The sequence below is a fragment of the Streptomyces sp. NPDC016309 genome, assembly GCF_043077235.1.
In the GTDB taxonomy this organism is placed as follows: domain Bacteria; phylum Actinomycetota; class Actinomycetes; order Streptomycetales; family Streptomycetaceae; genus Streptomyces.
Genome location: NZ_JBIBSG010000005.1, coordinates 407,389 through 428,366 on the forward strand (window position 1 = coordinate 407,389; position 20,978 = coordinate 428,366).

17 protein-coding genes and 1 pseudogene are annotated in these 20,978 nt (G+C 74.5%); 7 read left to right on the forward strand and 11 right to left on the reverse strand.

Annotated elements, in window-relative coordinates:
- Window positions 1-172: 172 nt before the first annotated feature.
- From ACF068_RS15465 to ACF068_RS15500, 8 genes are all read right to left on the reverse strand, one after another.
- Entirely contained in the window at window positions 173-1,582 is a 1,410-nt protein-coding gene (locus ACF068_RS15465; RefSeq protein WP_392274738.1) for a hypothetical protein, read from the reverse strand.
- 153 nt (window positions 1,583-1,735) lie between these two features.
- On the reverse strand, window positions 1,736-2,722 hold the full coding sequence (locus ACF068_RS15470; protein ID WP_392274739.1) for an N-acetylglucosamine kinase: 987 nt from the start codon (window positions 2,720-2,722) through the stop codon (window positions 1,736-1,738).
- The gene (locus tag ACF068_RS15475; RefSeq protein ID WP_392274876.1) at window positions 2,713-3,963 is read right to left on the reverse strand and encodes a 6-phospho-beta-glucosidase; all 1,251 of its coding nucleotides are present in this window, start codon (window positions 3,961-3,963) and stop codon (window positions 2,713-2,715) included. The genes ACF068_RS15470 and ACF068_RS15475 overlap by 10 nt, the downstream gene beginning before the upstream one ends.
- Before the next feature lie 21 nt (window positions 3,964-3,984).
- Complete coding sequence (locus tag ACF068_RS15480; protein WP_392274740.1) at window positions 3,985-4,911, reverse strand: carbohydrate ABC transporter permease; 927 nt, start codon at window positions 4,909-4,911, stop codon at window positions 3,985-3,987.
- A gap of 5 nt (window positions 4,912-4,916) precedes the next feature.
- Window positions 4,917-5,858, reverse strand: a complete 942-nt coding sequence (locus ACF068_RS15485) for a carbohydrate ABC transporter permease (RefSeq protein WP_392274741.1) — start codon at window positions 5,856-5,858, stop codon at window positions 4,917-4,919.
- Window positions 5,855-7,183: an ABC transporter substrate-binding protein gene (locus ACF068_RS15490; protein WP_392274742.1), complete on the reverse strand. Its 1,329-nt coding sequence runs from the start codon at window positions 7,181-7,183 to the stop codon at window positions 5,855-5,857. Before ACF068_RS15490 ends, ACF068_RS15485 begins: the two co-directional genes overlap by 4 nt.
- A 183-nt stretch (window positions 7,184-7,366) precedes the next feature.
- Window positions 7,367-8,536 carry an ROK family transcriptional regulator gene (locus ACF068_RS15495; RefSeq protein ID WP_392274877.1) on the reverse strand — a complete coding sequence of 390 codons (1,170 nt, stop codon included), beginning with the start codon at window positions 8,534-8,536 and terminating at the stop codon, window positions 7,367-7,369.
- Between the two features lie 306 nt (window positions 8,537-8,842).
- Window positions 8,843-9,907, reverse strand: a complete 1,065-nt coding sequence (locus tag ACF068_RS15500; protein WP_392274878.1) for a mechanosensitive ion channel family protein — start codon at window positions 9,905-9,907, stop codon at window positions 8,843-8,845.
- Window positions 9,908-10,141: 234 nt separating this feature from the next.
- Here ACF068_RS15500 and ACF068_RS15505 point away from each other — a divergent pair, with 234 nt between their 5' ends.
- Complete coding sequence (locus ACF068_RS15505; protein WP_073751115.1) at window positions 10,142-10,675, forward strand: HNH endonuclease; 534 nt, start codon at window positions 10,142-10,144, stop codon at window positions 10,673-10,675.
- Between the two features lie 118 nt (window positions 10,676-10,793).
- On the opposite strand, the gene ACF068_RS15510 is transcribed toward ACF068_RS15505, so the two are convergent.
- Window positions 10,794-13,745, reverse strand: coding sequence for a beta-N-acetylglucosaminidase domain-containing protein (locus ACF068_RS15510; RefSeq protein WP_392274743.1), 2,952 nt, complete (start codon window positions 13,743-13,745; stop codon window positions 10,794-10,796).
- Window positions 13,746-14,014: 269 nt separating this feature from the next.
- Here ACF068_RS15510 and ACF068_RS15515 point away from each other — a divergent pair, with 269 nt between their 5' ends.
- The 3 genes from ACF068_RS15515 to ACF068_RS15525 are packed head-to-tail and all read left to right on the forward strand — an operon-like array spanning window position 14,015 to window position 16,644.
- On the forward strand, window positions 14,015-14,284 hold the full coding sequence (locus ACF068_RS15515) for a hypothetical protein (protein WP_392274744.1): 270 nt from the start codon (window positions 14,015-14,017) through the stop codon (window positions 14,282-14,284).
- Window positions 14,285-16,396, forward strand: a complete 2,112-nt coding sequence (malQ, locus tag ACF068_RS15520; protein WP_392274745.1) for a 4-alpha-glucanotransferase — start codon at window positions 14,285-14,287, stop codon at window positions 16,394-16,396.
- A gap of 20 nt (window positions 16,397-16,416) precedes the next feature.
- Window positions 16,417-16,644, forward strand: a complete 228-nt coding sequence (locus ACF068_RS15525) for a hypothetical protein (RefSeq protein WP_392274746.1) — start codon at window positions 16,417-16,419, stop codon at window positions 16,642-16,644.
- A 124-nt stretch (window positions 16,645-16,768) separates the two neighbouring features.
- Here the strand turns inward: ACF068_RS15525 and ACF068_RS15530 are convergent, their stop codons facing one another.
- The gene (locus ACF068_RS15530; RefSeq protein ID WP_392274747.1) at window positions 16,769-17,284 is read right to left on the reverse strand and encodes a MarR family winged helix-turn-helix transcriptional regulator; all 516 of its coding nucleotides are present in this window, start codon (window positions 17,282-17,284) and stop codon (window positions 16,769-16,771) included.
- Between the two features lie 105 nt (window positions 17,285-17,389).
- On the opposite strand from ACF068_RS15530, the gene ACF068_RS15535 reads away from it, so the two are divergent.
- The 3 genes and pseudogenes from ACF068_RS15535 to ACF068_RS15545 all read left to right on the forward strand — a co-directional run bounded on the left by ACF068_RS15535 (window position 17,390) and on the right by ACF068_RS15545 (window position 20,222).
- The gene (locus ACF068_RS15535; RefSeq protein WP_392274748.1) at window positions 17,390-18,316 is read left to right on the forward strand and encodes an EamA family transporter; all 927 of its coding nucleotides are present in this window, start codon (window positions 17,390-17,392) and stop codon (window positions 18,314-18,316) included.
- 48 nt (window positions 18,317-18,364) lie between these two features.
- A complete protein-coding gene (locus ACF068_RS15540) occupies window positions 18,365-19,294 on the forward strand; it encodes a DMT family transporter (protein ID WP_392274749.1) in 930 nt (309 codons plus the stop codon).
- 26 nt (window positions 19,295-19,320) lie between these two features.
- A pseudogene (locus tag ACF068_RS15545) lies at window positions 19,321-20,222 on the forward strand (LysR substrate-binding domain-containing protein).
- A 41-nt stretch (window positions 20,223-20,263) separates the two neighbouring features.
- On the opposite strand, the gene ACF068_RS15550 reads toward ACF068_RS15545, so the two are convergent.
- Window positions 20,264-20,896, reverse strand: coding sequence for a TetR/AcrR family transcriptional regulator (locus ACF068_RS15550; RefSeq protein WP_392274750.1), 633 nt, complete (start codon window positions 20,894-20,896; stop codon window positions 20,264-20,266).
- Window positions 20,897-20,978: the final 82 nt, after the last annotated feature.

Below are 20,978 nucleotides of genomic sequence, written 5' to 3' on the forward strand. Positions count from 1 at the left end.
GCCCCCCGGGCCCGGCGCCGGCCGGCGGCCCCGCCCGTGCCGGGGGCCCCGGGCCCGTCGGGGCCCGGGGCGGGAACCGGCCCGGCGGTGGCCGGTCCGGGCGTCACCGCCCCGTCGGTGGCCGGCCGCGGCGGCGTGTCGTCGTTGGCCCTCATCCTGCCTCCCCTCGCCCTCACCGGTACTCCGACAGCCGGCGGTTGACACCCATGACGGCCCCCGCCGCGCCCAGCACGGCCAGGACGGCCGCCCCGGCCGGCAGGCCGGCCAGCGCCCCGCGCCCGTCCCGCGCGGCCCGGGTGAACTCGCCCTGCTCATGGTCCAGGGCCGTGTCCAGCGCCGCGTCCACCCGGTCGAAGGACTCCCCGGTGGAGTCCTCCGCCCCGATCACCCGGGCCAGGGCGCCCTCGAAGTCGCCCGCGTCGTCCGTCTCCCGCGCGGCCCTGTGCCGTTGCCTCCACTCGGCCACGCGGTGCGCGGCCTCCGCGACCGGGGTGGCGCCCGCGTCGTCGTCGGCCAGCCGGCCCGCCTCGCCCAGCGCGGTGGTCAGCCTCTTCATGCCCGTGCCGTAGTCGGTCTCGTACTTGTCGCCCTTGCCGTCCTCGGTCAGCACCGCGCCGCGGGCGACCAGGGTCAGGTTCTCGTTCGCGCGCGCCTTCAGGGAGTTGATCCGCGCCTCGTTCAGCACCTCGAGCGACTCCTGGCCGTGCGCCCGCGCCTCGGTCAGCTCCGCGCGCGCCACCGCGTGCCCGGCCACCAGCCACAGCAGCACCACCGCGGACGCGGCCGTGGCCGCCAGCAGACCGTGGTTGAACACCCGGTTCGTCCGCAGGTAGGTGCGGCGCTGCGCCCACAGGAGGACGGCGAGCACCACCAGGCCCGTGGCCGCCGACAGGAACGGCCAGGCCCGCGCGTCCCGGTCGTCCCGGTCGAGCCGGGCGGTCTCCGCCCCGTACAGCCGTTCGGCGGCGGGCAGCAGGCGGGTGGTCATCTGCTGGTTGGCGTACCGCAGGTAGGCGCCGCCCAGCGGCAGGCCCTGCCGGTTGGCCGCGCGGGCGCGCTCCATCAGGCCCGTGTAGCGCGGCAGGTATTCGTTGAGGGTGGCGATGTCACGGGCGGAGGGCGAGGAACCGTCCGTGTTCGCCGCGGCCTTGACGATCAGCCGCGACGCGGTGGTGACGTCCTTCTCGTACCGTGCGCGCGCCCCGGCCGGCTCCTGCGCGCCGGCGAGGAAACCGCTCGCCGCGGCCGTGTCGGCGTCGGCCAGCGAACGGTAGATGTCGGCCGCGTCCGCGCTCAGCGGCTGGCTGCGGCTCACCACGTCGTCGGCCGCCGCGGCCCGGTCGGAGACCTCGAACGCCGTGACGGCCCCGAACGTCACGACCAGCGCGGCCAGTACGGCACCCAGGACCCGGAGCCGTCCCGGCTCGGTGGTCGCCGCGGCACGCAGCCGTGCGGCGCCCGTGGCCCACGCCCCCCGGCCCGGCGGGGCCACCGGTGGCGGCGGTGGCGGCGGTGGCACGGCGGGCGCGGCCGGCGCGGGTGCGGTGCCCGGCGCGGCCGGCGCATCCGGTGCGTATGTCACGTGACCTCCCCCTCGGTCGCTCTTCGCAGTATGGCGGGAGGGGCCGGTCTTCACACCAGGCTTGACTCGATCTTGTTGTTCCCGTGCCCGCGCCCCGTCCGCACCACCGTTCGATCCCCTCTCTGTATACGCCGGCCGCCCCCCGCCGGTTCCCTACTCCGGACGCCCCGCGTAGTGCGCCCGCAGCCGCTCACGGGCCCGCGCCGACGCCCCGACGTGGTCCAGGCCCAGCAGCGCCGCGCCCAGTACCGGCGGCGCGGTGACCACCTGGACGGCGGCCTTCGGCGCCCGCACCGCCAGCAGTCCGGTGATCCGCCCGTCGAGCAGCGGGTGCCGGGCCGCCAGGACGCTGCCGCCCAGCAGCACCGGAACCTCTTCGTCCAGCAGACCGAGCCGGTCCAGGGCCACCGCCGCCATGGCGACGACCTCCTCCGCCTGCCGCTCCACCACGGACCGCGCCACCGGGTCGCCCGCCGCCCCCGTGGCGAACAGCACCGGCGTCAGCTCGTGCCGGCGCTCGGCCGGGATCCGCCCCAGGTGCAGCGCCTCCACCAGCGCGTACACCGAATCCAGCCCGAAGTGCGCCGGAAGCGTCCGGGCCAGCTCCGTCGGCTCGCCGCGCCCGTCCTCCGCCCGCGCGGCCCACCACATCGCCTCCTCCGCGAGCGCCGAACCCCCGCCCCAGTCACCGGAGATCCGGCCGATCGACGGGAACCGGACGGTGCGCCCGTCCGGCAGCATGCCCACGCAGTTGATGCCCGCGCCGCACACCACGGCCACGCCCCGCGGCTCGTCCACGCCCGCCCGCAGGATCGCGAACGTGTCGTTGCGCACCCGGGCCGTGCGCCCCCACGCGCGCGCGTGCACCGCGTCCGCCAGCTCGGCCTCCTCGGCGGGGAAGTCGGCGTTGGCCAGACAGGCCGACACGTGCCGCACGCCGCCGGCGGGCGCCCCCGCGCCCGCCAGCACCTCCTCCACGAGGGCCGCCAGGACGTCGAGCGCCGCCCCGACGCCCACCCTCGGCGGCTGGAAACCCGCCCCCCGGGCGGCGGCCAGGACCGTGCCGTCCTCGCCGACGAGCGCCACGTCCGACTTGCTGTTGCCCGCGTCGATGGCGAGGACCGCGCCCGTCACGCCCACGCCAGGTACTCCCGGTTGTGGGCGATCAGCCGGTCGGTCAGCCCCTCGGCCGTCGCGGACCGGCCCACCAGCGGATGCGCCAGCAGCGCGGCGAAGACCCGGTCCCGCCCGCCCCGCAGCGCCGCGTCCAGCGCCAGCTCCTCGTACGCCGTGACGTGCCCGACGAGCCCCGCGTACAGCGGGTCCAGCTCCGGCACCGGCAGGGGCACGGCACCGGACGGGCCCACCGACGCCTGCACCTCGATCACCGCGTCGTCCGGCAGGAACGGCAGCGTCCCCCGGTTGAAGGTGTTCACCACCTGCGTCCCCGGCCCCGCGCCGCCCAGCAGGGCCGCCGCCAGGTCGACCGCCGCCTCCGAGTAGAACGCCCCGCCCCGCCGCGCCAGCAGCGCGGGCTTCTCGTCCAGCGCCGGATCGGCGTACATCTCCAGCAGCTCCCGCTCCATCGCGGCCACCTCCGCCGCCCGCGACGGCTTGCCGGCCAGCTCCGCCACCACCTCGTCGTGGGCGTAGAAGTACCTGAGGTAGTACGAGGGGACGACGCCCAGCCGGTCGAGCAGGGCGCGCGGCAGCCGGAGGTCGGCGGCGACGGCGTCCCCGTGCTCGGCGAGCAGCTTCGGCAGCACGTCCTCGCCGCCCGGCCCGCCTAGCCGCACGCCCAGCTCCCACGTCAGGTGGTTGAGCCCCACGTGGTCCAGGTGCACCGCCTCCGGGGCGACGTCCAGCAGCTTCGCGAACTTCCGCTGGAAGCCGACGGCCACGTTGCACAGCCCGACGGCCCGGTGACCCGCCCGCAGCAGCGCCCGGGTGACGATCCCGACCGGATTGGTGAAGTCGATGATCCAGGCGTCCGGGTTGGCCCGCCGGACGCGCTCGGCGACGTCGAGCACCACCGGAACGGTACGCAGCGCCTTGGCGAGGCCCCCCGCCCCGGTCGTCTCCTGGCCGACGCAGCCGCACTCCAGCGGCCACGTCTCGTCCCGCTGCCGGGCGGCCTGTCCGCCGACGCGCAGTTGCAACAGGACGGCGTCGGCGCCGTCGATCCCCGCGTCCAGGTCGGACGTGGTGGTCACCACGCCCGGATGGCCCTGCCGGGCGAAGATCCGCCGGGCCAGCCCGCCGACCCGCTCCAGGCGGTCGGCGGCCGGGTCGACGAGGACCAGTTCGGCGATCGGGAGCGTGTCGCGCAGCCGCGCGAACCCGTCGGCCAGCTCCGGGGTGTAGGTGGAGCCGCCCCCCACAACAGCCAGTTTCACAGCGATTCAGCCCTTCACTCCGGTCAGGGTGACGCCCTCGACGAACACCTTCTGGGCGAAGAAGAAGACGAGGATCACGGGGGCCATGACCAGCACGGTCGCGGCCATGGTCAGGTTCCAGTCGGTGTGGTGCGCGCCCTTGAAGGATTCCAGTCCGTAACTCAGGGTCCAGGCGGCCGGGTTCTCCGAGGCGTAGATCTGCGGGCCGAAGTAGTCGTTCCAGGCGTAGAAGAACTGGAACAGGGCGACCGCGGCGATGCCCGGCCTGGCCATCGGCAGGACCACCCGGACGAGCGTGCGCAGTTCGCCGCAGCCGTCGACCCGGGCCGCGTCCAGGTACTCGTCCGGCACGGTCAGCAGGAACTGCCGCAGCAGGAAGACGGAGAACGCGTCCCCGCACGCCATCGGGACGATCAGCGGCCACAGCGAGCCGGACAGGTCCATCTGCTTGGCCCAGAACAGGTACATCGGGATGACCACCACCTGGGGCGGCAGCATCATCATCGCGACGACGAGCATCAGCGCCGCCCGCCGGCCCCGGAAACGGAACTTGGCGAGCGCGTACGCCACGGGGATGGACGAGAGGACCGTCAGCAGGGTGCCCAGCCCGGCGTACAGCAGGGTGTTCCGCCACCAGGTGAGGAAACCGGGCGTGTGCCACACCCGGGCGTAGTTGCCCCACTCCCAGGTGTCGGGGGTGAGGTCGCGGGTGAGCGCCTGCTGGTCGCTCATCAGCGAGGTGAGGAGGAGGAAGACGAAGGGCAGCACGAAGAACAGCGCCGCCGCCACGCCCAGCGCGTGCACGGCGATCCAGTGCAGCACCGCCCTTCGGCGGGCCGTACGGGCGGCGGGCGAGGCCCCGCGACGGGCGCCCCCGGGGGGTGCGGCCTCCGGCGGCGTGACCCCGGGGGGCGTGTCGAGCGTGTGCGTCATGGCGGTCAGTCACCCACCTGTACGAGACCGCCGCGGCGCCGCATCAGCAGTGCCGTGCAGGCCATGGCGAGGGCGAACAGCACCAGGGCGACGACACAGGCCGATCCGTAGTCGAAGCGCTGGAAGCCGAGGTTGTACACGAGCTGGGGCAGGGTCAGCGTCGACTGCTCCGGGTAGCCCGGTTCGACCTGCTGGCCGCTGTTGCCGATGACGCCGGAGGCGACCTTCCCGGCCACCAGGGGCTGGGTGTAGTACTGCATCGTCTGGATGACCCCCGTGACCACCGCGAACAGCACGATCGGGGAGATGGCGGGCAGCGTCACGTACCGGAAGCGCTGCACCGCCGACGCCCCGTCCAGCTCGGCCGCCTCGTACTGCTCCTTGGGCACGTCGAGCAGGGCGGCCATGAAGATGACCATCAGGTCGCCGACGCCCCACACCGCCAGCACGGTCAGCGCCGGCTTGGACCAGGCGGGGTCGTTGAACCAGCCCGGGGACGGCAGTCCCAGGCCGGTGAGGAGGGCGTCGACCGGGCCCGTACCGGGGTTGAGCAGGAAGACGAAGCCGAGGGTGGCGGCGACCGGCGGGGCCAGGTACGGCAGGTAGAACAGGGTCCGGAAGACCCCGGCCCCCGTCTTGATCTTCGTGACCAGCAGCCCGGTGCCGAGCCCGAACACGACCCGGCAGGTGACCATCACGAGGACCAGCCACAGCGTGTTCGCCATCGACGGCCAGAAGGCCGGGTAGTCGGTCAGGACGTACGTCCAGTTCTCCAGGCCGTTGAAGACCGGCGCCCGGAAACCGTCGTAATCCATGAAGGAGAAGTACACGGTCGAGACCAGCGGATAGGCGAAGAAGACGCCGAAGCCGACCAGCCAGGGGGAGAGGAAGGCGAGGGTACGGAGCCTGCCCCGGACCCGCTTGGCCCGGAGCGGATGGGCCGTCACTTCGCCTTCTCGATGTCGGTGTCGATCCGCGCGGCCGTCTCCGCCAGGCCGGCCTTGAGGTCGGCCACCTTCCCCGCCTCGTACCGGTAGCCGAAGTCCTGGAGCGTCACCTGGTAGGCGCCGCCGTTGACGGACGCCGGGGTGGTGCTGGACTTCGGGTGCCGGGCGATGTCCAGGAACGTCCTGAAGCGCGGGTCCAGCTTCAGCTTCGGCGAGGCGAGCGCGGCATTGGTGGAGGGCACGTTGCGCAGCTCGTTGGCGAAGGCGACCACCGCGTCCGTGTCGGTGGTCAGGTACTTCACGAACTCCCAGGCGGCGTTCTGCTTCCGGCTGGTGGCGGCGATCCCCACGATCGTCCCGGACAGATAGCCCTTGCCGTAGTCGGCGGCCTGGTCGTCGGGGACCGGCAGCGGCGCCACGCCCACCTCGAAGGGCACCTCGGCGTCGGCGGTCATGCCCAGACGCCACTCGCCGTCGAGCTGCATGGCGACCTGGCCGGTGTGGAAGGGGTGCTTGGCGCCCCACTCGTCACCGAAGGTGCTGCGGTACGCCTCCAGCTTCCGGAACCCGCCCAGCTTCTCGACCAGGTTCTTCTGCCAGGTGAACATGGCCGCGAAGGCGGGGTCGTCGGCGACGGCCGACGTGCCGTCCTCGTGGAAGTACGCCGGGCTCCACTGGGCGACCAGGTGGCCCGGGGTGCTCTCGTACCCGTGGAAGTTCGGCATGAAGCCGAGCCGCTCGTAGGAGTCGCCCTTCGTCTTCGTCAGCTTCCGGGCGGCCTCGTCGAAGGCGCTCCACGTCTTCGGCGGGGCCGTGATCCCCGCCTCCTCGAAGGCGTCCTTGTTGTAGTACAGCCCGTACGCGTCACCCAGCAGCGGCAGCGTGCAGCGCCTGCCCTCGAACTGCGTGTAGTCCAGCCGCGGCCGCGCGAACGTCTTCTCCAGGTCGAGGCCCGACTTCTGGACGAACGGCGCCAGATCGGCGAAGGCGCCGGAGGAGCAGAACTTGCCCACGTTGTCGGTGGTGAACGACGACACGACGTCCGGGGCGTTCGAGCCGCCGGCCCGCAGCGCCTGCTGGATCTTGTCGTCGGTGATGTTGGGGACGGCCTTCACCGTGACGTTGGGGTGGGCGGCCTCGAACCGGTCGATGGCGGCCTCCACCGCCTTCACCTCACCCGGTGCCGACCAGCCGTGCCAGAAGGTCAGCGTGACCCGGGCGTTCGGATCGTCGCTCGCGGCCGGCCCGGACGAGCCCGTACAGGCGGAGGTGAGCAGGGCTATGGCGGCGGCCGAGGCCAGCACGCCCAGGGCTGTGCGGTTCATGACGGGACTCCTGGGAGGGGTCGGCGGGGGCTTGCGGATGTTTGCGGAGGTTTGCGGGTTTCCGGGGGGCTGGAGATGAGGGGATGGAGGGAGGAGGGTCCTGCTGGGAGGTGCCTTTCAGTAGGAGGTGCCTTCAGCGGGAGGTGTCTTTCAGCGGGAGGTGTCTTTCGGCGGGAGGTGCCTTCAGCGGGAGGTGTCGAAGGCCTCGTCGCGCGTCGCCGACAGCGCGCTCTCCAGCGCCCCGCGCAGCACGGGGTGCCGCCGTACGCCGCCGAGGACGAGCCGCGGCCGGGAAGCGGCCAGCTCGCCGAGCTCGGCCCGCACCCGCTCGCGCAGCGCCTCGCCCCCGGCGGTGATCACCTCGCCGGACAGCACCACCAGCTCGGGGTCGAGGACGGCGACCAGCGAGGTCAGGCCGGTGGCCAGCCCCGTCGCGAAGGCGTCGAGGAGCCGGGCGTACGGGCCGGTGCCGGCCGCCGCCGCCCGGCGGACGAGCTCGGCGGCGGCCTCCGCGTGCTCCCCGCGCTCCGCGCGCGGCACGTCCTCGACGCCGTACTCGCGGGCCAGCCGGGGCAGCACCTGGGCGCCGGCCAGTTCCTGGAAGCCGCCGCTGTTGGCCTTGGTGACCTGCCGCACCAGCGGGGCGCCCGGCACCGGCAGGAAGCCGACCTCGCCGGCGCCGCCGGTGAACCCGCGGTGCAGCCGGCCGCCCAGCACCAGGGCGGCGCCCAGACCGCTCTCGTTCCACAGCAGGACGAAGTCCTGGTGCCCCCGGGCCGCCCCGAGCCGCTGCTCGGCCACCGCCACCAGGTTCACGTCGTTCTCGTACTCGACCGGCATCGGCAGCGCGGCGGCCAGCTCGTCCAGCAGGGTGGGGGAGTGCCAGCCCGGGAGGTGCGAGGCGTACCGGAGCCGGCCGGTCGACGGGTCGAACGCTCCGGGCGTGCCGATCACCAGCCGGCGCACCTCGCCGCGGGTGATCCCGGCCGCCTTCACGGCACCGTCCAGCGCCTCGGTGACCTGCCGGACGACGTCCCCGGCCGCCTTCTTCGGGGTCGCCAGCTCGAACTCGCCGGCCACCGCCCCGGTCACGTCGGCGACGGCCGCGCGGATGCGCCGGGGGTTCACGTCCAGGCCGGCGGCGTACGCGGCGCGCGGGTTGACGGAGTAGAGCTGCGCGTTCGGCCCCGGCCGCCCCTCGGTCACCCCGGTCGCCACGACCAGCCCCGCCGCCTCCAGCCGTGCCAGGAGCTGGGACGCGGTCGGCTTGGACAGCCCGGTCAGCTTCCCGATCCGGGTCCGCGACAGGGGCCCGTGCTCCAGCAGCAGGTCGAGCGCGGCCCGGTCGTTCATGGCCCGCAGGACGCGGGGCGTGCCGGGGGTGGTCCCGGAGGTTGCGGTCACGGCGGGGAACACCAGCCTCGTACTGTTAGGAAAGTTTCCTGTCGGGTGCGGAGACGGTAGGACGGCCGTCAGGGACGCGTCAAGACCCCGGTGTGGACGACGACCGGGACGACGGCGAAGACGAGGTCGGCGAAGACGAGGACGAGGTCGACGGAGACGACGACGGAGACGACGACGGAGACGACGACGAGGGGCGCCCCGGCCGTGAAGCCGGGGCGCCCCTCGTCGTCCTCGTACGGGTGCTGTCCCCGCGTCCTACTTCGCCAGGTTCGCCGGCGGGGTCAGCGGGGTGGCCGCGACCGACTGCGGGGAGGTGGTCGAGGCGAAGGCGGACGGCGCCGCCATCCCGGCCGTCGGGTCCTTCGGGGCGTCCTCCGTCACCGCCGCCGGAAGGCCGCCCACGATACGGATGCCCACCTCGTCGAAGGCCCGCTTGATCCGCCAGCGCAGCTCCCGCTCCACGCCCAGCGACTTGCCCGGCATGGTCTTGGCCGCTATCCGGACCGTCATGGAGTCCAGCAGCACCTCGTTCAGGCCCAGCACCTCGACCGGGCCCCAGAGGCGCTCGTTCCACGGCTCCTCCTTGGCGAGGGACTCCCCCACCTCCGAGATCACGGAACGGACGGTGTCCAGGTCCTCCGTCGGGCGGACCGTCACGTCGACCGTCGCCGTGGACCAGCCCTGGCTCAGGTTGCCGATCCGCTTGATCTCGCCGTTGCGGACGTACCAGATCTCACCGTTGTCGCCGCGCAGCTTGGTCACCCGCAGGCCGACCTCGATCACCTCGCCGGAGGCGACCCCCGCGTCGATCGAGTCCCCGACCCCGTACTGGTCCTCCAGGATCATGAAAACGCCGGAGAGGAAGTCGGTGACCAGGTTGCGGGCGCCGAAACCGATGGCGACACCCGCGACACCGGCCGAGGCCAGCAGCGGCGCCAGGTTCACGTTGAAGGCGCCCAGGATCATCAGCCCGGCGGTGCCCATGATCAGGAACGAGGCGACCGAGCGCAGCACCGAACCGATGGCCTCCGAGCGCTGCCGGCGGCGCTCCGCGTTCACCAGCAGCCCGCCCAGGGCGGACCCCTCGACCGCCTGGGCGCTGCGGTTCATGCGTTCTATCAGCTTGGTCAGGGCCCGGCGGACCAGATGCCGCAGCACCACCGCCACGGCCAGGATCAGCAGGATGCGCAGACCGGTGCTCAACCAGGTGGACCAGTTCTGCTCCACCCAGCCGGCGGCCTCGCCGGCCTGCTTGGCGGCTTCGTCGAGCGACACCGGCGCGGGTGTGGGGTCGGCAGCCGGAACGGCGGACCAGAGCACGGCGGGAACCTCCAGGATGGACAAACTAACCAATTACATTAACGGGGCACCGGGGGTGCTTCGTTGCCGTGTTCGAGGGAGAGCTGTGTCTCACCTGGGGATGATCCCGGTGTGGTCGAAAACACTTCGGGCCCGTTACCGGTACGTGGTGGCGCTTCGACCTGGCATGAGGAGAGACTGAGAGCAGATCGTCCCGGCGCGAGCCACGCGCCGCCGGCGTACAAGGAGGCACCCGTGCCGCACGTCCTGGTCCTCAACGCGTCGTACGAACCCCTCGGCGTCGTACCGCTCCGCCGCGCGCTCGTCCTCGTCCTGGAGAACAAGGCGATCTGCCTCGAGGAATCCGGCGCCTTCATGCACAGCGCGACCCGTGCCATCGCCGCGCCCAGTGTGGTGCGCCTCAAACGGTTCGTACGGGTCCCCTACCGGGGGCCCGTTCCTCTGACCCGCAAAGCCCTGTTCGCCCGCGACGGCGGGCGTTGCATGTACTGCGGTGGCGTCGCAACCAGCGTCGACCACGTCGTACCGCGCAGCCGCGGCGGACAGCACGCCTGGGAGAACGTGGTGGCGGCCTGCCGCCGCTGCAACCACGTCAAGGCCGACCGCCACCTGCGGGAACTGGGCTGGCGGCTCCACCAGCAGCCCGCCCCGCCGACCGGCCTGGCCTGGCGCATCATCGGCACCGGCCACCGCGACCCCCGCTGGCTGCCCTACCTCCAGCCGTACGGAGCGGACGACGCGATGGCCCGCATCGATCGCGTTTCCTAGAGGGCTCGGTTCGGCTCCGGGGCGCTCAAGCGTGCGCCGACGGTCGATCGTGCTCGACCCCTCGTCCCTCGGGGCCTCCGCGCGTTCTCCCTCTCGGCACCCGCCGCGCCCCTTCGCCTCACTCGCCGGGGGGCGGCGGGGTGACCGCGTAGGCCTCGACCGTGAAGAGCGAGTAGCCGTACTCGGTCGCCCGGGCGTCGCCCTGGACGCGGACGAAGCGGGTGCCGGGGGCGTCCATGCGGATCGCCTCGCGGCCGCCCTTGCCGTCCCGCACGGTGGCCGCCGTGCGCCAGGTGCGGCCGTCCGGCGACACCTGGATGCGGTACTTCGCCGCGTGGGCGTCCTGCCAGTGGAGCACCACCTGGCCGAGCCGGACCGGTGCGGGCAGCTCGAGCTGCCACCAGGCGCCGTCCTCGGCCGGGGACGACCAGCGGGTGGCCGGGTCGCCGTCGAGGGCGGCCGACGCCGGGAAGTCGGAGGTCTCGTCGCCCGACGAGGACGCCCTCGCCGTACGGGCCAGGTCCGGGCCGCCGGTCGCCGGGTAGGCCCGGACGGTCAGCGTGCGCTCCTGCCCCGCGAAGGTGAGCGGCACCCGGTACTCGCCCGCCGGGGTGCCCGCCGGCACGGTGACGTCGACCGGGACGGTGGCCGCCGTGCCGCGCGGGACGGTGGTCCGCTTCGGGACGGTGACCTTCAGGCCCTTCGGCGCCTTCGCCGTGAGGGTGCCGTGCACCTCGCCCGGCCGCTGCGCGGCGAGCACCGCGTCGACCCGGCGCGGGGCGCCGCCGATCACCGCGTCCGTCTCGGCGTGCGGCAGGTCCAGCCGGGCCTGCGGCTCGTCGGCGAACCAGGGCACCAGGGCCCGCACCCCGGGGGACCGGCCCGTCCAGGTGATCCGTACCGCGTCGGCGGTGAGCCCCCGCGCGGCCGCCTGCGTCCAGCCGCTGCCCGACAGGGCGCCCAGCCGCCGCCACCCCTGGCCCGGGACGTGCGCCTCCACGGAGCCGTGGCCAGGGCCCGGCCCCGGCGCCGTCATCGCGGTGACCGTGTCCAGCGGCCGGGCCCGGTCCAGGCGCACGGTGTAGGCCCCGTCCTCGTGCGTGACGCCGCCCGCGTCGCGGGACGCGCCCGTCCACCGGGCCGCCTCCCGGACCGCCCGGGTCAGGAACGGGTCCAGCACCCCCTCGCCGACCGTGACCGGGCTGGACGCCAGCTCCTTGCGCAGCGGCTCCAGCTCCAGCGAGGCCCGCCAGGCGCCCGCCCCGTCGCCCCGGGACTGCGCCTGGAGCATGTCCACGGCCGCCTCGCCCGCGCGGCCGTACCGCGCGAGCTGCTCCAGCCACGGGCCCACCTCGTCGTCCAGCAGCCCGTCCGCCGTGCCCGCCAGCCGCTCGGGCGCCCGGCGCATCACGGTGAACGCCGCACGCAGCTCGCCGGCCGCCCGGTCCCGGGCCTTCGCGTCGGCCGTCGTGCTGGCGCGCGTCCGCCAGAAGTCGGCCAGCAGCGGACGGAGATACCCCGACTCGGTGCGGCTGAGGATCGACGAGGCGTCGTTCCCGGCCAGCGCGTGCAGCGCCGCTCGGGCCGCCGGGTCGCCGCCCGCCAGGTCATCGAGCGCGGCGTGCCAGGACTCCCCGGGGCGGTAGCCCTTGGGGTTCCAGGCGTAGTCGGCGGCGGTGAAGACGGGGATGCGGGACGCGGCCGGCTGCTCCATCCCGTTGGCCAGCAGGGCCGCCGAACCGGCCGCGACGGCCGGTTCACGGCCCATGTACGGCCCGAGGAAGACCCGGTCCTGCGCGTAGTCGTTGACCGGGTAGTTGTCCAGCGTCACCAGCGGGTGCCCGAACGCGTCGCGCGCCCCCGCCAGTTCCCGGCCGGTGATCGTACGGGGCACCACGCCGACCCCCGTCCACGCCACCTGCACCCGGTCGTCCAGCTCCGCGGCCAGCGCCGTGCGGTACTCGGTGGCGCCGTCCTGGTAGTACTCGGTCGGCATCAGGGTCAGCGGCGCGGCGTCCGGATGGCGGCCGGCCAGGTGCCGGGCCAGCTCCGTCGCCACGCGCGCGTGCGCCCGGGCGGCCGAGGCCGGTCCCGAACCGAACGTGTCGGCGTCCCTGGAGCAGTGCCACTCGTCGTAGGAGGCGTCCTGGAACTGCACCTGGAAGGCGCGCACCCCGAGCGCGTACATCGCGTCGACCTTGCGGCGGAGCGCGGTCATGTCCTCGTCCGAGGCCAGGCACATCGACTGGGCGGGTGCCACCGCCCACGCCAGCGTCACATGGTTGCGCCGGGCCCGCTCGGCCAGCTCCCGGAACTCGGCCCGCTGCGCGGCCGGGTAGGGCTCGCGCCACTGGGTCTGGCGGTACGGGTCGTCGCCGGGCGCGTAGAGGTACCGGTTCTGCTTGGTGCGGCCCATGAAGTCGAGCTGCGCCAGCCGCTGTTGGTGGCTCCACGGCCGGCCGTAGAAACCTTCCGCCAGGCCGCGCACCGCGGTCCCGGGCCAGTCGCGCACGAGGACCCCGGGGATCGTGCGGCCGGCGGCTATGAGCTGGCGCAGCGTCTGGACCGCGTGGAACAGCCCGTCCCCGCCGACACCGTCCACCGCGACCGTGTCCCGGCCCTCGTACCGGCCCGTGGCGATCCGGTAGCCCCCCGCCGGCAGGTCGCCCCGCTCGGGCGCCCGCAGGGCCCGCAGCGCGGCCCCGGCGGCCGTGCCGCCCAGCAGCACCACCGGCCCGCGCCCGCCCGGCCCGGTGTGCACCGTCCGCACCCCGGCGTCCCGCAGGACGTCTTCCAGCGCGCCCACCGCGTACGGGTCGGCGCCCTCGCCCGGCAGGACCGTCACCTCGTCGCCGAGCGGCACCGCGGTCCCGCCCGCCCGGAGCGACTGCGGGCGCGGCCACACCGCGGGCAGGGCGCCGCCGTCCCGCCCGGGGACGGCCGTGGTGGGGGAGCCGGGTTCGCCGGGCGCGGCCAGCGCACCGGGAGCGCCGCCCAGCAGACCGCCGATCACGGCGACGGCGACGGCCGTCGCGGTCCGCTTGCCGCGGCCGAAGCGCCCGAACTGCACGCGCGTCTCCCCTCGTCTTTCGTTGTTCTGCGAGTAGCTTTGCCGGTGGCCGGAACGATGGCCGAACCGGTCGGTTTCGAGCCCACCACCGACTCGCCGAAGGTGTCAATGTGCGTGGCCGTTGTGTCGTATTTGCCTACCGGGGCGCGGGGTGCGGCCCGACTCCCGTCATGGCCGGGCGATGTGACCGACGCCACGTTGTGCGGATGTGCGGCCGCCCGCTGGGTAGGGCTGCTGTGTCCCACCGTCACCCGTACAAGGAGGCCCCCGTGGCCGCTTCGGCACAGCTCCTGCTCTCCGCCCTCTCCAAACAGGTCCCGGGCCCCGCGCCCGTCGCCGACCGTCACGACACCGGCCACGGCCCCGGCTTCTGCGCCCTCACCGGGCTGCCGGCCGTCGGCACCCCGCTCACCAGCGAACCGCCGCTCGCCGGCGCCGCCCCGCTCACCAGCGAACCCGCCCTCACCGACTTCACCCCCCTCACCAGCGAGCCGACCGCACACCGCGCGGCCGGCGGACCGGAGTCCCCAGGAGCCTGAATGACCCTTGCCCGGCTCGCCGCGCTGCACGGTGTCGCCACCGCGTACTCCCCGTCCGCGGGCGTCACCGTCCCGGTCCCCGACGCCACGGTGGTGCAGGTCCTCGCCGCCCTGGACGTCGACGCCACCACGCCCGAGGCGCTGCGCGCGTCCCTGGCCGCCACCGAGGCGGCCCGGGACGCGCGGCTGCTGCCGCCGACGCTGGTCCTGTGGCAGGACGACCCGGGCGAGGGCACCCCGCCCCAGGTCCGCCCGTACGAACTGCCCCGCCCCCTCACGGCGCTCCCGCCGGGCACCGACCTGCGGATCACCACCGAGCACGGTGACGAGATCTCCGGCACGCCCCGCTGGGAGCGGCTGCCTCTCGGTGTGCACCGGCTCGACGTCCGGGCGCGGGACGGGCGCACCGCGCACAGCACCCTCGTCGTCGCCCCCGCGCGCGTGCCCCAGCCACCCGGCCGCACGTACGGGCTGCTCGTCCAGCTTTACTCGCTGTTGTCCACCCGCTCCTGGGGCATGGGCGACCTCGGCGACCTCCGCGAACTGGCCGAGTGGGCCGGCCGCGACCTGGGAGCCGGGTTCGTCCAGGTCAACCCGCTGCACGCGGCCGTGCCCGGCACGCCCACCGACCCGTCCCCGTACCGCCCCTCCTCCCGGCGCTTCCCCGACCCGGTGCACCTGCGGATCGAGGACGTCCCCGAGTACGCGTACGTGCGCGGCGAGGACCGCGCCGAGCTGGACGTGCTCACCGGGCGGGCGGCGGAACTGCGCGAAGGGGTGCTCCGCAAGGGCGAGCTGATCGACCGCGACGCGGTGTGGGTGCTCAAGCGCCGGGCCCTGGAGCTGCTCCGGCGGGTGCCGCTCGGCCCCGGGCGGCAGGCCGCCTTCCGGGAGTTCCGCGCCGCCCAGGGCCAGGCCCTGCTGGACCACGCCACCTGGTGCGCCCTCGTCGAGCGGTACGGCGCCGACCGGCGGCAGTGGCCCGAGGGCCTGCGCGACCCGCGCTCGGCCGCCACCGCGCGCGAGCGGGACGAGCTGGCCGACCGGATCGACTTCCACTGCCGGCTCGCCTGGCTCACCGACGAACAGCTCGGTGCCGCCGCCCGGGCCGGCCGGGACGCGGGCCTCTCCGTCGGGATCGTCCACGACCTCGCCGTGGGCGTGCACCCGGACGGCGCCGACGCCTGGGCCCAGGCCGGCGCGTTCGCCACCGGGATGTCCGTGGGCGCCCCGCCGGACGCCTTCAACGCCCGTGGCCAGGACTGGGGTCTGCCGCCCTGGCGTCCCGACGCGCTGGCCGCCGCCGGGTACGCCCCCTACCGGGACCTGCTGCGCGGACTGCTGCGGCACGCGGGCGCGCTGCGCATCGACCACGTCATGGGGCTGTTCCGGCTCTGGTGGGTGCCCGAGGGCCGTCCGCCCACCGAGGGGACGTACGTCCGTCACGACGCCGACGCCATGCTCGCCGTCCTCGCCCTGGAGGCCCACCGGGCCGGCGCCGTCGTGATCGGCGAGGACCTCGGCACGGTCGAGGCGGGCGTACGGGAATCCCTCCAGCGGCGCGGAGTCCTCGGCACCTCCGTGCTGTGGTTCGAACGCGACTGGGAGGGCACCCGGCGGCCGCTGCCGCCCGGGACCTGGCGGGCCGACTGCGTGGCCACCGCCACCACCCACGACCTGCCGTCCACCGCCGCCCGGCTCACCGGAGAGCACGTCGGTCTGCGGCACCGGCTGGGGCTGCTGACCCGCCCCCTGGAGGAGGAGCGCGCCGAGGACGCCGAGGAGATCGCCGAGTGGCTCGCGTACCTCCGCGAGCTGGAACTGCTGGAGCCGGGCCCGCGTGACGAGGAGGCCGAGATCCGCGCCGTCCACCGCTTCCTGCGCCGCACCCCCGCCCGGATGACCGGGGTGTGGCTCCCGGACGCGGTCGGCGACCGCCGCCCGCAGAACCTGCCCGGCACCTGGGACCAGTACCCGAACTGGCGGCTGCCGATCGCCGACGCCGAGGGCCGCCCCGTCACCCTGGAGGAGCTGGCCGTCTCCCCGCGGCTGCACGCCCTGATGGACGTGCTGCGCCCCTCCACGGCACCCCCGGACGCGCGGGGCGTCTAGGCGTTCGCTACGTTTGCACCGTGGACAAGAAGAACGCCCTGCGCACCGGCGCCGTCGCGGCCGGTACGACGCTGATGATGCTGCTCATGTCGTCCCCCGCGCTCGCGCTCACCCGCGACGACGGTGACGACCCGGGTTCCGGCCTGAGCGTGGCCGAGACCCTCGGCCTGTACGTCGCCGCCCCGATCGTGCTCTTCGCGGTGATCGCCGGTCTGGTGATGGTGCTCGACCGCTCCAAGAAGGCGTGACTTCTTAAGGCCCGTCGGCCTCCGGGGCGCCTCGGCGCGTCCCCGGGGCCCTCTCGCCGGCCCGCCCGGGTGGTACCCCGTACCGCCCGGGCCGTCGGCGTTCCCGCCCCCGGACTCCCCCGGGTCAGGCGCCCGTGGCCAGGAGGAGCCTGCGCAGCAGGCCCGACAGGAGCTCGGTCTCCCGCGCGTCCAGCCCGGCGGCCTCCAGCGCCTCGCGCTGGACGGCGAGTCCGGCCGCGACGGCCTCGTCCACCAGTGCCCGGCCGCGCTCGCTGAGTGTGACGCGCAGGCCGCGCCGGTCATGCGGGTCGGGGCTGCGGCTCAGCAGCCCGGCCCGCTCCAGCTTGTCCAGCCGCCCCGTCATGCCGCCCGTCGTCAGCATGAGCGTCGCCGACAGCTCGCGCGGGGAGAGCGTGTACGGCTCACCCGAGCGCCGTAGCGTCGCCAGGACGTCGAACTCACCGCGGGCGATGCCGAAGGGCGCGTACGCCTTGTCCATCCGCGCGGCCATGGCGTTGCTCAGCCGGTAGATCCGCCCGTGGACCGCCATGGGGGCGGTGTCCAGGTCGGGGCGTACGACCGCCCACTGTGCGGTGATCGCGTCGACGGGGTCCTGGGGCGCGGGTGCCGATGTGGTCATGGCCGCAGTGTGGGCCGGATTTCCCTCGTTCGCAAGAAAGATGCTTGCGATTAAGTAGCTTAGCGCTAAGCTACTTAGAGCCGAGTTACTTCAAGGGGGAAGACCATGTCCCGCAGAGCCGCCATCACCGGCCTCACCGCGCTCGCGCCCATCTCCTGGGGTTCGACCTACGCCGTCACCACCGAGTTCCTCCCGGCCGACCGGCCGCTGTTCACCGGTCTGATGCGTGCCCTGCCCGCCGGGCTGGCCCTGCTGGCGCTCACCCGGACGCTGCCGCGCGGGGTCTGGTGGGGGAAGTCGGTGGTGCTCGGGGCGCTCAACATCGGCGCGTTCTTCCCGCTGCTGTTCCTCGCCGCCTACCGCCTGCCGGGCGGGCTGGCCGCGGTCGTCGGGTCGGTGGGGCCGCTCTTCGTCGTCGGTCTCGCCGCCCTGCTGCTGGGGGAGCGGCCGACCGTCCGGGCCCTGCTGGCGGCCGTCGCCGCAGCCTTCGGGGTGAGCCTGGTGGTCCTGAAGGCGGGCGCCGCCTTCGACCTCGTGGGGGTGGCCGCGGGGCTCGCCTCCGCGGCGTCCATGTCGGCGGGCACGGTGCTCACCAAGCGCTGGGGCCGGCCCAAGGGGGTGGGCCCGCTGGCCATGGTGGGCTGGCAGCTCACCGCGGGCGGGCTGCTGATCGCGCCGGTGGCCTTCCTGGTGGAAGGCGCCCCGCCGGCCCTCGACGGCCGGGGCGTGGCCGGCTACGCGTACCTCGCGCTGGCCAACACCGCCGTCTCGTACTGGCTGTGGCTGCGGGGCATCGAGCGCCTCCCCGCCACCTCCGTGACGCTCCTCGGACCGCTCTCGCCGATCACCGCGGCCGTCATCGGCTGGGCGGTGCTCGGGCAGGCGCTGGGCCCCGTCCAGCTCGCCGGCATGGCCATCGCCTTCGGGGCGACGCTCGCCGGACAGTGGACGCCCCGCTCATCGTTCAGTTCTGCTGAACGTACCGGTGAAAAAGTTTCGATGGACCTGACGACTCCGGTGGTGCGACGGTAGCTCCCGCAACCGGCACCCCCGTCCATGGGGGACGAGGGGGGAGAGACCGTGGCAGTACAGGACCGCGTCCATGCCGGCCGATCGACGAGCGCGAGGGGCGCTGCCGGCCGGGCCTTCGGGCCCGGCCTCCTGCTCGCGGCCCTCGCGACGGTCGTGTGGTCGGGCAGCTTCGTGGCCTCCCGCGCCCTGCACGACGCGGTGCCGCCCGTCCAGGCCGCCTTCTGGCGCTGGATCGTGGCGATCCTCGCCGTCGCCCCCTTCGCCGCCCGCGAGGCCTGGCGGCAGCGCCACGCCGTACGGCGCCACCTGGGCTTCGTCACCCTCGCGTCACTGCTCGGCGTCACCGTCTACAACACCCTCGTCAACCAGGCCGGGCTGACCACCTCGGCCGGCACCATGGGCATGGTCATGGCCGCCTCCCCGGTCCTGATGGCGGTGTACGAGAAGCTGGGCGGCGCCCGGCTCGGGCCGCGCCGCGTGACCGGCATGGGGATCGCCTGCGCCGGTGTGCTGCTCCTGGTCGGCAACGGCTCCCTGGTGCCGGACCTGGCCGCCGGCGACCTGTGGATCGTGGCCGCCGCCGTCTGCTTCGCCTCCTACAGCGCCCTGCTGAAGCGGCGGCCCGCCGAACTCGGCGGCCCCGCCTTCCTGTTCGCCACCTTCGCGCTCGGCGCGCTGATGCTGCTGCCGGCGTACGGGGCGAGCCTCGCCGTCCAGGGCGGGTTCACGCCCACGGCCGGTACGGCCGGGCCGCTGGTGTACGTCGGGGTCTTCTCCTCGGCGGTGGCGTTCTTCGCGTGGAACAAGGCCGTCGGCCTGATCGGGGCCGCCCGCGCGGGGGTCGTGTACTACCTCCAGCCGGTGTGCGTGGCGGTGCTGTCCTGGGCGCTGCTCGGTGAGGCGATGGGCCCGCTCCAGTTCCTGTGCATGGCGCTGATCCTCGGCGGCGTGGTCCTGGGGACGGCCCGGGGGAGGTGACCCGGGGCGTGGGTAGGTTGCCGGACATGACCGAGTGGGACATCAAGAAGCTCCGGATCCTCCGCACCCTGCGCGACCGCGGCACGGTGACCGCGACGGCGGAGGCACTGCTGATGACCCCCTCGGCCGTGTCCCAGCAGCTCACCAACCTGTCCCGGCAGCTCGGGGTGCGGCTGCTGGAGGCGCACGGGCGGCGGGTGCGGCTCACCGACGCGGCGCACCTGGTGCTGCGGCACGCCGAGGCGGTGTTCGCGCAACTGGAGCGGGCCGACGCCGAGCTGGCCGGCTACCTCCAGGGCGAGGCGGGGGAGGTCCGGGTGGGGGCGTCTCCACCGCCGTTCCCGCGCTGGTCGTGCCGGCCGTGCTGCGGCTGCGGGCCGCGCACCCGGGCCTGGAGGTCCGGGTGCGGGAGGCCGAGGCGGCCGAGGCGTACGCGCTGCTGTCGGCCGGCGAGGTGGACCTGGCCCTGTCGCTGGCGGCGCACGCGCCGACGGCCCGGGACCCCGAGTTCAGCCGTCTGCCGCTGCTTGCCGATCCGCTGGACGTGGCGCTGCCGGCCGGGCACGCGCTGGCGGGGGCGCCGGGACTGCGGCTGGCCGACCTGTCGGGGGAGCGGTGGATCTTCGGGGGCAGCGGGCCCTGGTCGGAGATCACCAGGGCGGCCTGCGAGGCGGCCGGGTTCGTGCCGGAGCAGGCGCATTCCGCGGCCGGGTGGACGGCGATCCTGGCGATGGTGGAGGCCGGGATGGGCATCGCGCTGGTGCCCCGCATGGTGGCCGCCGACCGCGCGTCGGGGGTGCTGACGCGGGTGCTGGAGGCGGACCAGCCGCGCCGCCATGTCGTGGCGGCGGTGCGGCGGGGCGCGGAGGCGGCCCCGGCGGTGGCCCGGCTCGTGGCGGCGCTGCGGGAGGTGGCGGCGCGGCGGTAGCCGCCGGTGGGGCGTGGTCGCGGAGTCCGGCGGGCGGCCGGTCAGCGGGGGTGGGCCAGGCCCCGGAGCAGCTCGTCGGCGGCGGCCTTGATCTCGTCCACCGTCCGCCCGGCGTCCCGCGTCAGATGGTGCGTCAGGCTCGGCATGAACGGGGCGAGCAGCATGTGGGCCAGCAGGGAGGCGTCGGCCTCCGGCCGGACGCGGGTGACGAGCACGGTCACATGGGTGTGCATGGTCGCGTACGCCCCGCTGCTGTAGCGGGCGCTGGGCGCGGCCGTCTCGGCGGCGAGCATCATGTCGAGCTGGTCGGTGACGCGGTCGGCCAGCGCGTGCAGGAAGGCGCGCAGCCGTTCCAGCGGCGGCGCGTCCGGGCCCAGCGGCGGAGGGCCGGTCATGAACGCCTCCTGGAACCGCTTCTCGCGCTCGTCGAGCAGGGCGAACAGCAGTTGGGCGACGTCCCCGAAGCGCCGGTAGACCGTCCCCACGCCGATGCCCGTCTCATGGGCGACCGCGTTCATGGTCAGGGCGTCCGGTCCCTTGTCGGCGACGATCCGCGCGGCCGCCTCCAGGATGCGGCGGCGGTTGTCGGCCGCGTCCGCGCGCTCGGCGCGCCCCGCCCGGCCTGCGGGGGATCCGCCCGCGAGCGGGAGGCGGGCACGCTGCGGCTCGTCCATGGTTCCAGCATAGCGCCGGTAACGGAAAGCTATCCGTTTCTCGCCCGGCGGGCCTTGTCGTGCGGATAGTTATCCGCTTAGT